The 12,960-nt window shown below is 72.0% G+C and carries 12 protein-coding genes; 2 read left to right on the top strand and 10 right to left on the bottom strand.

The window, feature by feature from the left end:
- Positions 1-7: 7 nt before the first annotated feature.
- On the bottom strand, positions 8-622 hold the full coding sequence (locus CEB94_RS02420; RefSeq protein WP_175430571.1) for a DNA polymerase ligase N-terminal domain-containing protein: 615 nt from the start codon (positions 620-622) through the stop codon (positions 8-10).
- Positions 623-660: 38 nt separating this feature from the next.
- Positions 661-1,491 carry an aldo/keto reductase gene (locus CEB94_RS02415; RefSeq protein WP_175430570.1) on the bottom strand — a complete coding sequence of 277 codons (831 nt, stop codon included), beginning with the start codon at positions 1,489-1,491 and terminating at the stop codon, positions 661-663.
- Positions 1,492-1,588: 97 nt separating this feature from the next.
- Between CEB94_RS02415 and CEB94_RS02410 the strand changes: the two genes are divergently transcribed.
- Positions 1,589-2,653 (top strand): LacI family DNA-binding transcriptional regulator, encoded by a 1,065-nt coding sequence (locus tag CEB94_RS02410; protein ID WP_175430569.1) that lies wholly within the window; start codon positions 1,589-1,591, stop codon positions 2,651-2,653.
- Here CEB94_RS02410 and CEB94_RS02405 read toward each other — a convergent pair.
- Genes CEB94_RS02405 through CEB94_RS02390 form a run of 4 tightly spaced genes read right to left on the bottom strand, consistent with a single transcriptional unit; the run spans position 2,616 to position 7,223 of the window.
- The gene (locus CEB94_RS02405) at positions 2,616-3,992 is read right to left on the bottom strand and encodes a glycoside hydrolase family 32 protein (RefSeq protein WP_175430568.1); all 1,377 of its coding nucleotides are present in this window, start codon (positions 3,990-3,992) and stop codon (positions 2,616-2,618) included. The two genes, CEB94_RS02410 and CEB94_RS02405, sit on opposite strands and share 38 nt — an antisense overlap.
- A complete protein-coding gene (locus CEB94_RS02400; protein ID WP_175430567.1) occupies positions 3,989-4,843 on the bottom strand; it encodes a carbohydrate ABC transporter permease in 855 nt (284 codons plus the stop codon). The genes CEB94_RS02405 and CEB94_RS02400 overlap by 4 nt, the downstream gene beginning before the upstream one ends.
- A gap of 17 nt (positions 4,844-4,860) precedes the next feature.
- Positions 4,861-5,817 carry a carbohydrate ABC transporter permease gene (locus CEB94_RS02395; RefSeq protein WP_175430566.1) on the bottom strand — a complete coding sequence of 319 codons (957 nt, stop codon included), beginning with the start codon at positions 5,815-5,817 and terminating at the stop codon, positions 4,861-4,863.
- Positions 5,814-7,223: an extracellular solute-binding protein gene (locus CEB94_RS02390; RefSeq protein WP_175430565.1), complete on the bottom strand. Its 1,410-nt coding sequence runs from the start codon at positions 7,221-7,223 to the stop codon at positions 5,814-5,816. The genes CEB94_RS02395 and CEB94_RS02390 overlap by 4 nt, the downstream gene beginning before the upstream one ends.
- A 327-nt stretch (positions 7,224-7,550) precedes the next feature.
- Between CEB94_RS02390 and CEB94_RS02385 the strand changes: the two genes are divergently transcribed.
- Positions 7,551-8,525 (top strand): TauD/TfdA dioxygenase family protein, encoded by a 975-nt coding sequence (locus CEB94_RS02385; protein ID WP_175430564.1) that lies wholly within the window; start codon positions 7,551-7,553, stop codon positions 8,523-8,525.
- A gap of 275 nt (positions 8,526-8,800) precedes the next feature.
- Here the strand turns inward: CEB94_RS02385 and CEB94_RS02380 are convergent, their stop codons facing one another.
- The 4 genes from CEB94_RS02380 to CEB94_RS02365 all read right to left on the bottom strand — a co-directional run bounded on the left by CEB94_RS02380 (position 8,801) and on the right by CEB94_RS02365 (position 12,835).
- Positions 8,801-10,306, bottom strand: coding sequence for a metallophosphoesterase family protein (locus CEB94_RS02380; RefSeq protein ID WP_175430563.1), 1,506 nt, complete (start codon positions 10,304-10,306; stop codon positions 8,801-8,803).
- A 48-nt stretch (positions 10,307-10,354) separates the two neighbouring features.
- On the bottom strand, positions 10,355-11,185 hold the full coding sequence (locus tag CEB94_RS02375; protein WP_175430562.1) for an MHYT domain-containing protein: 831 nt from the start codon (positions 11,183-11,185) through the stop codon (positions 10,355-10,357).
- A gap of 120 nt (positions 11,186-11,305) precedes the next feature.
- Entirely contained in the window at positions 11,306-12,061 is a 756-nt protein-coding gene (locus CEB94_RS02370; protein WP_175430561.1) for a dienelactone hydrolase family protein, read from the bottom strand.
- A 153-nt stretch (positions 12,062-12,214) separates the two neighbouring features.
- Positions 12,215-12,835, bottom strand: a complete 621-nt coding sequence (locus tag CEB94_RS02365) for an L-threonylcarbamoyladenylate synthase (RefSeq protein ID WP_175430560.1) — start codon at positions 12,833-12,835, stop codon at positions 12,215-12,217.
- Between the last annotated feature and the right edge of the window lie 125 nt (positions 12,836-12,960).

Raw genomic sequence — 12,960 nt, 5'->3', positions numbered from 1 at the left:
GGCCGGCTCACTCCCCTGCCGCGTCCGACGCGACCTGGGCGAGCGTGCGACCGGACTTGGCCGAACGCGCCCGGCGGGGATCGGGAGCCCCGTGCGTCCGGGCCGTGCCCCCGGCCCGTCGCACGAGCAGCCAGGCCTCCTCGCCGTCGCCGCTGCCGTCGCCGCGGAACCGGGTCAGGGCGTACTCGCCGTGCAGCTTGGAACCGCTCAGCCGGAACGTGGCGTGCCCGCGCTCCAGCGACTTGGCGAAATCGACGGGCCGGCCCTTGCGGTCGTGGCTCAGCGGCTCGTACGTGCCGTGGTCCCAGACGATCACCGTGCCGCCGCCGTACTCGCCGCGGGGGATCACACCCTCGAACTCCTCGTACTCCAGCGGATGGTCCTCCGTGGGCACGGCCAGCCGCTTGTCCTTCGGATCCGCCGAGGGGCCCTTGGGGATCGACCACGACTTCAGCACGTCGTCCACCTGCAACCGGAAGTCGAAGTGCATCGTGCTCGCGTCATGGATCTGCACCACGAACCGGGGCTGGTCCCCGGCGCACGCACCGCGTCCCCGGGGCTCGCCGGTCCGGTCGAAGTCGCGCTTGCCGCGGTAATCCCGCAGCCGGTCCCGCTCAGCCACCTGCGGCTCCTTCCTGCCTCGCGGGCCCCGGGTACCCGTCAGAACTCCTCGTGCACCTCGGGGTCCCCGCCGACCCGCCGCTGCGCACGGTCCGCGACGGCCCGCATCTCGTCCTCGCTCAGCTCGAAGCCGAAGACGTCGAGATTGGCGCGCTGCCGCTCGGGGTTCGACGACTTCGGGATGGGCACCGCGCCCAGCTGCGTGTGCCAGCGCAGCACCACCTGCCCGGCGCTCACCCCGTGCGCCTCGGCGATCCGCGCCACGGCGGGGTCCTGAAGCAGGGGCGTGCCCCGGCCCAGCGGGCTCCAGCTCTCGGTGACGATGTTCTTGCCCGCGTGGAAGGCGCGCAGGTCGTCCTGCGGCAGCAGAGGGTGCAGCTCGATCTGGTTGACCGAGGGCAGCACCCCGGTCTCCTTCTCCAGCCGCTCGATGTGCCCGGCCGTGAAGTTCGAGACGCCGATCGACCGGACGAGCCCCTCCTCCCGCAGCTTGATCATGGCCTTCCACGCGTCGACGTACCGGTCCACTCGCGGCAGCGGCCAGTGGATCAGGTACAGGTCGACGTACTCCAGACCGAGGCGGGCCCGGGACTCCTCGAAGGAGGCGAGGGTCTCCTCGTAGCCGTGGTGCCGGCCCGGGAGCTTCGTCGTCACGACGATCTCCTCGCGCTGCACCACGCCGGAGGCCACACCGCGGCCGACCCCCGTCTCGTTGCGGTAGTTCGTCGCCGTGTCGATCAGGCGGTAGCCCGCCTCCAGGGCCGAGAGCACCGCCTGCTGCGCCTCGTCGTCGCCGAGCGGCCAGGTGCCCAGGCCCAGGGCGGGGAGCGTCGTACCGTCGTTGAGTGTGTGCGTCGGGATGCTGATCACCGTCGGACCTTCCCGTTGACTGTGTCGTCCCTCCAGCGTCACGGATAGGGTGAGCAATGATCAACCGGACGGGTGGGGAATGAGGACGGCGGACGGCATGGGCAGCCCCGAGGAACGGCCGGTGACGGGATCGGGACGCCCCACCTCGCGGGACGTCGCCCGGCTCGCCGGCGTGTCGCACACCGCGGTGTCCTTCGTGTTCAACGGCCGTGCCGACGGCAACCTCTCGCCCGCCACGCAGGAACGCATCCGGCAGGCCGCCGCCCAGCTCGGCTACCGGCCCGACCCCGTCGCCCGCGGCCTGCGCAGCCGCCGTACGGCCGTGATCGGCCTGGTCACCGACGAGATCGCCTCCTCGCCCTTCGCGGGACGGCTGCTGCGCGGCGCCATGGACACCGCCTGGGCGGGCGAGCACCTGATCCTCACCGTCGACTCCGGGGGCGACCCGGCCAAGGAGGACGCGGCGGTCGCAGAGCTCCTGGACCGGCGCGTCGACGGCATCATCTACGCGGCCATGTCCCTGCGCAGCGTCCGCGTTCCCGAGGGACTGCACCGCACCCACTCCGTCCTGGCCAACTGCCTGCCGGCGGACGACTCGCTGCCCGCCGTCATCCCCGCCGAGCGCGCCGGCGGCCGTACGGCGGCCCGGCTGCTGCTGGAGCAGGGGCACCGGCGGGTCGCGCTCGTCGGGGGGCAGGACGACATCGCCTCGGTGGAGCGGCTGCGCGGCTTCCGTGACGCGCTGCGCGCCGAGGGCATCACCGTGCCGAGGGACTGGGTCGTACGGACCGGAGGGGAGATCTCCGGCGGCTACGAGGGCGCCACGCGCCTGCTCGAGGGCACGCCGCCCGAGGTCCGGCCCACCGGGCTCTTCGCCTACAACGACCGGGTCGCGGCGGGCATCCTGCACGCCGCGACCCGGCTCGGCATCGCCGTACCCGGCGACCTGTCGGTGGTGGGCTACGACGATCAGGAGCACATGGCCGCCCACCTCGCGCCGCCCCTCACCACCGTCGCCCTGCCCCACCGGGCAATGGGCGAGGCCGCCGCGCGGCTCCTCCTCGACTCCATCGCCACCGGCCGGACACCGCCCGCCACGGTGCGGCGCCTGGCCTGCCCGGTGATCAGCCGCGCGTCGGTGGGACCAGCGCCCATCCGGTGACGGACGCGCCGGACGTCACGCTCAACTCCCGCGTGTCGTCCTTGCGTTGGTAGACGCGCTCGGTGACCGTGGCCCGGTCGTTGACGAACAGTTCGTACAGCGAGCCATCGACGAGGATCCGCAGCGTGAGCTCCTCCTGCGGCGGCACAGGGACGACGACGGGCTCCGCCGCTTCCTTGCGGGGCCAGCCGCCCCGGTCCAGGGTCACGGTGCCTTCGCCCGGATCCAGACGGACCGTCAGCTCGGCGCCGGAAGCCGACCTCAGCAGGCTCACCGTGGTGTGGGCGCGGGCGCTGACCGTCAGGTCGTAGGCCGCCGGCAGCGTGACCCGGCCCGGGGCGGTCACGAACGGCTCGGCGGCCCGCAGCCGGTGCAGCTCGGGCGCCGGGGACACGCGCAGCGCCCCGTCCGGATGGACGTCGACGACACGGGGAGCGGTGAGGACACCGGCCCAGCCGGCTTCGCCCTGCTCACGGGCCTCCCACGACCAGCCCCACATCAGGGCGCGGTCCGGCTCCTGGAGCACGGCGGGGGCATAGAAATCGCGGCCGTGGTCCAGCAGACCGCCCGTGCGGACGGTGAAACGCAGGTCCGCGTCCAGACGGCCGGTGAGGTAGCCCGTGGTCCACGGGTGCCCGTCCCACAGCGACACCACCAGCACCCACTCGCCGCCCTGCGCGGCGTACAGCTGCGGGCACTCCCAGCCGGTCGCCCGGCCACCGAACGCGGCTCGGGCGGCCGGGTCATGGCCGTCCAGGAGCACACCCGCGAACCGCCAGTCGGCCAGGTCGTCGCAGTCGTAGAGGAGGACCGACGGGGTGCCGTCGGCGTGGCCCGCGCCGACCAGCGCCCAGCGGCGCCCGTCGTGCCGGAAGACGAACGGGTCGCGGAACATCACCACGTCCAGGCCCTCGGGCGGGCCCGTGACCACCGGCGTGCGCCACGGGGTCCACTCGGTCAGCTCCGGGTCGTCCGGGTCCACCGCCCGCGCCAGGCAGATCGAGCCGAGGCCGGTGTGGTCGCGGTCGACCCCGGTGTAGACGGCCGTCGGCACGCCCCCGTCGTCGACCACGCACCCCGACCAGCAGCCCGCCTCGTCCGGGCCGCCCGGGGTCGGGGTGAGCGCGATCGGATGGTGCTCCCACCGGACGAGGTCGGCGCTGGAGGCGTGGCCCCAGTGGACGTTGGAGTGCACCGGGGCGTTGGGGTTGTGCTGGTAGAAGAGGTGATGGCGGCCCCGCCAGAGGAAGGGACCGTTGGGGTCGTTCATCCAGTTGGCGGGCGGGCGGACCCTGAAGCGCGGGGCGTGCGGGTCCTGCGGGGGAGCGGCGAGGCTCAACGGTTGACTCCTGCGGACGTGATGCCCTCACGCAGAGGGCGCTGGCCGACGACGAACACGGCGACGGCGGGAATCATGGAGAGGACGACACCGGCGAGGACCACGGAGATGGAACCGGTGCCGAGGTTGCCCTGGAGGGAGACCAGACCCAGCGGCAACGTGTAGTTCTGGCCCGACGTCTCGAGGATCAGCGGCCGGAAGAACTCGTTCCAGTGGTAGTTGAAGGCCAGGACTCCGACGATCGCGAGGCCGGGCGCGGCCAGCGGGGCGTACACGGACCGGAAGGTCCGCCAGGGCCCGGCCCCGTCCAGCATGGCCGCCTCGCCGAGGTCCTTGGGCATGCCGAGGAAGTACTGGCGCATCAGGAACGTGCCGAACGCGGTGGGGAACGCGGGGATGATCAGCCCGAGCAGGGTGTCGGTCAGGCTCATCGACTTCAGCACCAGGAACACCGGCACGATGGTGACCTGCAGCGGCACCATCATCGTCGCCAGGACCAGGCCGAACAGCGGCTTCTTGAAGCGGAACTCCAGTCGGGCGAAGGCGTATCCGGCCAGGCCCGCCGTGATCATCTGGCCGACCGCGATCAGGCCCGTGACCAGGGTGGAGTTCAACGCGAGCAGCCAGACGTCGATCTGGTCGAAGACCCCGCGGTAGGCCTCGGTGGAGGGGTTCGCCGGGATGAGCTGCGGAGGCAGGTTGAACGCCTCGGCGGGGGTGCGCAGCGAGGTGGAGACCGTCCACACCACCGGGCCGAGTGTGAGAAGGGCGCACACGGTCAGCCCGGCGATCCGCGCCCAGGGTGCGAGGCCGTGCCGCACACGGCCGGAGGTCAGGGTTGCTTGGCTCATGGGAGGACTCACCCGGCTCACTGGTAGTGGACGAAACGCCGGCTGAGCCGGAACTGGAGGGCTGTGACCGCCATGATCAGCACGAACAGCAGCACACCCACCGCGGACGCCTCACCGAAGCGCAACTGCTCGAACGCCGTCTCGTAGATGACCATCACGACCGTGCGGGTGGAGTCGCCGGGGCCGCCGTTGGTGAGGACGTACGGCTGCTCGAAGACCTGGAGGGCGTTGATGATGCCGACCACCGAGGCGACCAGCAGCGTCGGCGACAGCAGCGGCAGGGTGACGGTCAGGTGCTTGCGCAGCCCCGTCGCACCGTCCAGCGCGGCGGCCTCGTGGATCTCCTTCGGGATGTTGTTCAGACCGCCGACGAACAGCAGGAACGAGAACCCGAACTGCTGCCACACATAGACCAGGATCACCGTCGCCATGGCCGCGTTCTCCGACGTCAGCCACGGCACCGGCGCGATCCCGACGAAGCCGAGCAGCCAGTTGATCACCCCGAAGTCCTGGTTGAACAGGTACTTCATCACCACCGAGATGGACGCGGCGGACAGGACGAGGGGGAAGAAGAACGCCGAGCGGAACACCGACCGCAGCCACCCCGGCATCCGTCCGTTCAACGTCAGCGCGAGGGCCAGCGCCACGAGCAGTTGCAGCGCCACCGCGAGAATCATGAACACCAGCGTGTTGCGGAACGAGACCAGCACGGTCTCGTCGCCGAACACCTCTCCGTAGTTGGAGAGCCCGGCGTAGCTCGGCGACTCGATGACGTTCCAGTGGAAGAGGCTGAGGATCACCGAGCCGACGATGGGCACGACCGTGAAGACGACGATGCCGACGATCGTCGGGGCCAGGAACAACGTGGCCAGCAGCCGGGTGCCGCGGTCACGGGCCGAGGGGCCCTTCGGTGCCGGAGCCGGCGGTGCCGCGGGGCGTTCGGCACGCGCGGGCGGGATCTGGGTGTTCGTCATACGTCACGCTCCATGGCCTTCTCCAGATCGCCCTGCATCCGGCGCAGCGCGGGACGCACCGAGCGCGAGGACGCCAGGGCCGTGCCGGTGTGCTTCAGCAGCACCTGCTCGACCTCGGCGACCTGCGGCGGCGCCGGGATCGGCCCCGTGTCGGGGAACCGGTCGAGGGTGTCGTAGAACACCGGCCAGCGGGCGGGGCCGGTCTTCTCGTAGCGGTCGGCGGTCAGCAGCGAGCGGCGCGCCGGGGTCGTCTGGTTGGTGGCGAACAGCCGCTCCAGGGTGTCCTTGCGGGCGGCGTACTTGATGAACTCCCACGCCTCGTCCTGCATCTTCGAGGTGCGCAGCAGCGCGTAGCCCGCCGCCCCGTACTGCATGCGCTGGGTGCGCCAGCGCGGGAAGTACTGCACGTCGAACCCGTCCCGCTCCATGCCCGCCAGGTGCAGACCGCCCGCCCAGAAGCCGCCCGCCGGGGTGACACCGACCCGGCCGGTGGAGAACACCCCGATGAGGTTCTGGCCGTTGCCGCCCTCGGGGCGGGTGCACAGGCCGTCCTGGATGAGGGAGGCGAGATAGTCGTAGACCTCCTCCACCCGGTCGTGGGTGGCCTGCGGTGTCGTCCAGCGGAAGCCTCCGCCGCGGCCCTTGCGCTGCGCGGCCGGGTAGAAGCCGTCCCACAGCCAGTCGCCGCCGGGCGCCTTGGACTCGGCGAGCAGGTTGGTGTCGTTGGCGAACAGCCAGGGCACCACACCGCCCCAGAGCCGGTTGGTCCAGAAGTACGGCGTGAAGCGGGAGCCGCTCGACTGCTTCATGTCCCGCAGCAGCGCCGTGAAGTCGTCGCGGGTCCAGTCGGCCGACGGGAACTGGGCGCCCGCCCGCCTGAGCACCTGCTGGTTGAAGTACATGTCGGCCGCGTTGAACTCGACCGGCAGCTGGTAGAGGCTGCCCTCGTACATCATCGACTCCACCAGCGAGGGGTGGACGTCGGCGAAGTACTCCTTCAGCTCGGCCGCGTCCCGCTTGACCCACTGGTCCAGGGCCACCCCGAGGCGCTGCGCGAACAGCTGCACGCCCTCGGTGGCGACGTAGACGAGGTCGGGGGCGGTGCCCGCGGCGACCTGCGTGAGGATCTTCGCGAAGAAGTCCGACCAGTCGACGGCCTGGACCGCGTTGATCCGGAGCTTGATGTCGGGGTGCAGCTCGGCGAAGCCCTCGCGGAGCGTGCGGATGGCCTCCGGCCCGTAGGCGGGGCCCAGCGTGGCGACGACGAGGGAGCCGTCGTCCCGGCCGGGGATGTCGGCTCCGGTGAGCCGGTCCCAGCTCGCGGCGGTGCCGGCCAGGGCGGCGGCCCCCGCGCCATAGGCGCCGTACCGCAGCAGGGTGCGGCGGGTGAGGTGCGAGTCGGTCATCTTGTGTGGGGCCTAACTCGTGTTAGCCGTGGGTTGATGCCCCAGATGATGTGAGCGCGGAACGGGCCTGTCAAGGCGTGCGACCGCTCGACCTTTAACGAGTTAGGTCGGAAGGGACTCCTCCGTCGCGCCGCCCCAGGCGTCGGTCGCTTCGGGGGAGGTGCGCACGGCGTCGATCAGCTCCTCGAAGCGCCGCGGTCTGCCCTCGCCGAGGTTCGCCCTGAGCCGGTCGGGCCTCGCTGTTCCTCGTAGGGGTGGTCGCCCTCGGCGGAGATCACTGTCACGATCTTCGGGAAGGCAGGCAGGCCCACGACCCGCGGAGCGCTCATGACGACGGACGACCGGACGACGGACGAGGCGGCGCGGGAGGCCGGGGTGGAGGTGCGGCCGGCCGCCGGGCATATCGGGGCCGAGATCAGCGGGGTCGATCTGGCGGCGGACCTGGATGACGTCGTGGTCGCCGCGATCCGGGCGGCGGTGCTGCGGTGGAAGGTGGTGTTCTTCCGGGGGCAGCGGCTGGACCACGCCGGGCACGTGGCGCTCGCGCGCCGGTTCGGTGAGATCGTGGTGCTGCCCCGGCGGGGCAAGGCCTCGCCCCCGGACTTCCCCGAGGTCGAGACGACCGCCGACCGGCTGGAGCTGGGCGGGCGGTTCGGGATGGAGCACGACGAGTGGCTGCGGCGACGCCGCCACACGCTGCTGCGCGGCTGGCACTGCGACCACGGCGCCCGCGTCGACCCGCCCGCCGCCACGATCCTGCGCGCCGAGACCGTACCGCCCTACGGCGGCGACACCACCTGGTCGAACCTGGCGGCGGCGTACTCCGGACTCTCCGTGCCGCTGCGGCAGTTCGTCGACGGACTGCGGGCCGAGCACCGGCTCGGCGTCGGCTACCAGCCACGTCCCGGCGACGACGCGTACGTCCGGCACCTGCTGGACCGGCAGGTCGCCTCGCTGCACCCCCTGGTGCGCGTCCACCCCGAGACGGGGGAGCGGATCCTCTACGTCAACGGCTATTACGTTGAGCAGATCGCCGGCCTCTCCCGGCCCGAGAGCGGCGCGATCCTGGAGATGCTGCTGGAGCAGGCGGTCCGGCCCGAGTACACGGTCCGGTTCCGCTGGGAGCCGGGCAGCGTGGCGTTCTGGGACAACCGCGCCACCATGCACCTGGCCCCGGGCGACACCGCCCACCTCGACCGTCCGCGGATCATGCACCGGGTGATGCTCGCGGGGGACGTGCCCGTCGGGGTGGACGGCAGGCCGTCGGAGCCGATCACCGGGACCGCACCCGGCCGCTGGTGACCAGCGCCGGGCCGGAACCGGGCCACGGGTGTGCCATCGCCGGGCGCCGCGGGCCGGGCCGGAACCGGGCCGCGGGTGTGCCATCGCCGGGCGCTGCGGGCCGGGGGCGGGGGCGGGGGCGGCCCCGTGGTCGCATCCCGCGGGATCGGCTGTGAACGGCCTGCCAGGGGGGCGCCGCGGGGCGGGCAGCAGACGGGCCGCCCTCTGTCCCCGTCGGCCTGGCCGAGTATCGGGCCGCCGTGGGGTGCCGGGGTCCGTCGTTCCCGTCCCGCCCGTCAGCGCAGCGGGATCGTCACCTCGTCCTCGACCGGCGGGGCGACCTCCTGGGCGCGGTTGCCGGTGGCCGCGTAGCAGCGCAGGCGGACCGACTCCGGGGAGACGTCCAGGCGCAGGAAGCACTTGAAGAACGGCGGGCTGTACGTCGCCGAGCTCGGTGAGAACAGCGACGTGTAGATCTTCCGCACGGGCAGCCGGAACCGCTTGGCCTTGTCGGGGCGGCGGCCGGTGCCGAGCAGCCCGGCGACCAGGCGGACGCGCCGGGTGACACGGGTCGAGGCGCCCGGGGTGCGCGTGGGTTCGATGCCGAGCCGCTCGGCGATCACGGCCGTCGCCTCGGCCTCGGTGAGCGTGAAGAAGCGGCGCATCCGCAACCGGCGGCCGTAGAGCCTGCTGTAGAAGGCGAGGGAGTCGCCGCGCAGCGGATAGCAGCGGAAGTCCTGCTCGGTGACGCCCGCGACGTTGACGCGGGGGATCGTGTGGGTGGCGTGCATGAACGCGCCGCCCCCGCCCGCGACGACGTACTGGAGCGTGCGGCCGTCGTCCAGCCGGACGGGGTAGCGCTGGTAGTTGTGGATGTCGCCGCCGATCGCCGCCACGTAGTGGTGGGCCGGGTCGCGGACGATGTCGTCGACGGTGCCGCCCCCTTCGATGGCGCACGGCTCGCGTCGGCCGTCCACATACAGGGGTGAGCCGGTGACCAGGATTTTCGGGCGGGAGTCCCGGGAGACCTCGCGCAGCCAGGCGCCCTGCTCGGCGTCGAGGGTGCCGAGCAGGCCCGTGTCGATGCCGATGATCCGCACCGGGCCGGCGTCGATCGCCCAGTACGGGCCCGGCTGGACGGCCTGTTGGGCGGCGCTGGAGCGCAACGTGCGTACCTCGGTGAGGCGTTGCCCCTCGTCCGGACGCGGCCGGTGCCACAGCAGCGTCCGCAGCCAGGCCCGGGTGAGGGGGCGCGGACGGGGCTCGGGCGGCAGGGGTGGGGCGTCGTCGCAGAAGACGCGCATGAAGCCGCCGAGGTCCTCGTACCAGTCGTGGTTGCCGGGTATCGCGTAGATCGGCGCCCCGTAGTCCCGGTAGGGGCGGAAGAACTTGGTGTCGTAGTCGTCCGCGCTGCCCACCGGGTAGATCACGTCACTGGCCAGCACGGCGAAGCGGGTGTCCTGACCGGTCTTCAGGAGGCCCGGCACGACGGCGTACTGGGGGTCGTCGCCCTCGCCGGTGTCGCCGATGACGAGGAACGAGAACCGGTCCGGGTCGTCGCGCCGGATCACCTTGTCGGCCGGTGCGCCGAAGGCGGCCCGCTGCGCCACCCACCGGCTGCGCCTCCTGCCGGTCGGGTCCCCGAACCAGGAGGCCAGCACGCCGTTGCGGGCGACCCACAGCATCCTGGGGTTCAGCCAGGAGATCTTCTCGACCTTCGGCGGCATCAACTGCCGGTACGCGCCCCGTTCGGTGGTACCCCAGCCGGCGCCTTCGGCGGTATCGCGTGAGGAGTCAGACACCGGTGCACCGTAACAATCGAGCCAGGCCCCGTCCGCAGGCGGGTTTCCTCACCGCTCGCGCGTGGGTGCGGCCGGCTCGCGCCACGAAGGGCGGGGCGACGCAACGGAGTTGGCTGCCGGGCCCGGCTGAGGTGCGGGCGACCGCTCGCCCAGCACCAGCAGCGGATCGAACATCACCACGACCCCGGCCAGCAGCAGGAAGACCACCGGCCCCAGCAGCATCGGCAGCAGCAGGGACGTGGGCGAGTCGCCCGCCCATGTCCCGCCGGTCGTGTCGTGCACGTGGACGCTGACGGCGGCCATGCCCGTGTAGTGCATCCCGGACACCGCCACGCCCATCACCAGGCTCGCCCCGAGGCTCGTCAGGAAGCCCCGGATGGTGACGGCCGACCACAGCGCGGCGGTCGCGGCGCCGATGGCGATCAGCACGGACAGCGCGACACCGACCGGGTCGTAGCCGACCTCGCCGTTCAGCCGCATCGCCGCCATGCCGAGGTAGTGCATGCCCGCCACGCCCAGTCCGGTGACCGCGCCCGCCACCGCCAGCGTGGCGCCGCTCGTGCCGCGGTGGCCGACGATGAACACGCCGACGCCCACCACGACGACGGCCACGACGAGACTGAGCACCGTCGTGGCCGCGTCGTACCGGACCCGGGTCTCCTCCACGTGGAAGCCGATCATGGCGATGAAGTGCATCGTCCAGATGCCGCATCCGATGGAGGCGGCGCCTAACGCAAGCCAACCCGTCTTCCAGGACCGCGCGTCGAGCAGCGAGCGCACGATGCACCGCAGCCCCAGGGCCCCTCCCAGACAGGCCATCAGATACGCCGCCACCGGGGTCACCGCACCGTAGCGGAACCCGTCGACCGTGCCGTCCATGCGCCAACTCCCCCCGAGTCATGGCTGGTGTTCAGCAAGGTCTACGCGCAGGGATCGCGGGAGAGCAAGCCCTTACCGTCGGTAGGCCGGCAACTCGCGTTCGGCAGGAACCGATTGGGGTCAGAATGTGCGCTTCAGCAGGTCCAGCAGCGCCGACCAGTGCCGCTCGTCGCCCTCCTGGTGGTACGAGGCGGTGTCGGCCTGCGTGAAACCGTGGGGCGCGCCCGTGTACACCTCGCAGCGGTGGCGCACGCCCGCCGCCGTCAGTGCCCCCTCCAGGCGCTCGATCTGCTCCTCGGGCAGGGAGGGGTCCTGGTCGGCGTGGCCGAAGTACAGCTCGGCGGTGACCTTGCCGGCCACCAGGTGGGGGCTGTCCGGGGTGTCCGTGGCCAGCCGCCCGCCGTGGAATCCGGCGGCGGCCGCGACCCGCTCCGGGTAGGTGCCGGCGGTGAGCAGCGAGAGGCGGGCGCCCATGCAGTAACCGGTCAGCGCGACCGGACCGTCGGCCACGGCCGGGGACCCGTCCAGCCAGCTCAGAAACGCACCGGCGTCCCGCATCGCCCGCTCGTTCGTCAGGCCCTGCATGACCGGCACGATGCGCTCGAAGAGCTCCGGACGCGCCCCCGGATCGATGAACTCGGGCAGGTCGAACAGCGGGGCGCGACCGTGCCGGTAGAACACGTTCGGCACCAGCACCGTGTAGCCCTCGGCGGCCAGCCGGTCGGCCATGGAGCGCAGCTGCGGTCGCAGACCGAAGGCGTCCATGAAGACCAGGACCGCCGGGTGGGCGGCCCCGTCGGCGGGGTGGGCCAGATACGCGTCGGCGGTGCCGTCCTCGGTGGCGATGTCGACGTCGGTTCCCTGTACGGCGGTCATGGCTGGGCTGCCTCTCTGCGGGGGTGGGGGCCAGGAACCCGTCCGCGTGACCGGGCGGATCACGGGCATCGTGGCACGCCCGTTCCCGGGGCATTTCGCCCACCCCCGGCACGTGGTTGAACCGTGAACGGCCCTTGGTCCCCGCTTTACCGTCTACTCGAACCGTGAGGTGTCGCCCGCGCCGTGCCGCACGATCTCGGCCTCCCCGCCGGAGAAGTCGATGACCGTCGTCGGTTCGGTACCGCAGTCGCCGGAGTCGACCACCCCGTCCAGCACGTGGTCGAGCAGGTCCTTGATCTCCCAGCCCTGCGTCATCGGCTCCTCCTCGCCGGGCAGCAGCAGGGTGCTGGACAGCAGCGGCTCACCGAGTTCCGCGAGCAGGGCCTGCGTGACGACGTGGTCGGGGATGCGCACACCGACCGTCTTCTTCTTGGGGTGCTGCAGCATGCGCGGCACCTCCTTCGTCGCGGGCAGGATGAACGTGTAGCTGCCGGGCGTCGACGCCTTGATCGCGCGGAACACGTCGTTGTCGATCTGCACGAACCGGCCGAGCTGCGCGAAGTCCTGGCACACGAGGGTGAAGTGGTGCCGGTCGTCGAGCTTGCGGATCGTACGGATCCGGTCGATGCCGTCACGGCTGCCGAGCCGGCAGCCCAGTGCGTAGCAGGAGTCCGTGGGGTAGGCGACAAGAGCGTCGGCGCGGATGCTGTCGGCGATCTGGCCGATGGTGCGGGGCTGGGGGTTGTCGGGGTGCACGTCGTAGTACTTCGCCATCCGCCGAGCTTATGCCGCCGGCGCGGGTCGGCGACGCAGGGAGGGGTACCGGGCCGGGGGCGAGGCCCCCGCCGTGCGGCGTTCGGGCCGGGAGGAGAGCCCTCCGACGTGAGGTAACGTCCCCG

This window comes from Streptomyces hawaiiensis (genome assembly GCF_004803895.1).
GTDB lineage: Bacteria > Actinomycetota > Actinomycetes > Streptomycetales > Streptomycetaceae > Streptomyces > Streptomyces hawaiiensis.
The sequence above is the reverse complement of the archived record's forward strand: the minus strand, read 5'-3'. Positions and strand labels throughout refer to the sequence as shown.

Coding starts and splice junctions, on each gene's coding strand:
- CEB94_RS02400 (WP_175430567.1), bottom strand. CDS start 4,843: ATGAGCCAAGCAACCCTGACCTCCGGCCGTGTGCGGCACGGCCTCGCA.
- CEB94_RS02410 (WP_175430569.1), top strand. CDS start 1,589: ATGGGCAGCCCCGAGGAACGGCCGGTGACGGGATCGGGACGCCCCACC.
- CEB94_RS02385 (WP_175430564.1), top strand. CDS start 7,551: ATGACGACGGACGACCGGACGACGGACGAGGCGGCGCGGGAGGCCGGG.
- CEB94_RS02395 (WP_175430566.1), bottom strand. CDS start 5,817: ATGACGAACACCCAGATCCCGCCCGCGCGTGCCGAACGCCCCGCGGCA.
- CEB94_RS02375 (WP_175430562.1), bottom strand. CDS start 11,185: ATGGACGGCACGGTCGACGGGTTCCGCTACGGTGCGGTGACCCCGGTG.
- CEB94_RS02370 (WP_175430561.1), bottom strand. CDS start 12,061: ATGACCGCCGTACAGGGAACCGACGTCGACATCGCCACCGAGGACGGC.
- CEB94_RS02365 (WP_175430560.1), bottom strand. CDS start 12,835: ATGGCGAAGTACTACGACGTGCACCCCGACAACCCCCAGCCCCGCACC.
- CEB94_RS02390 (WP_175430565.1), bottom strand. CDS start 7,223: ATGACCGACTCGCACCTCACCCGCCGCACCCTGCTGCGGTACGGCGCC.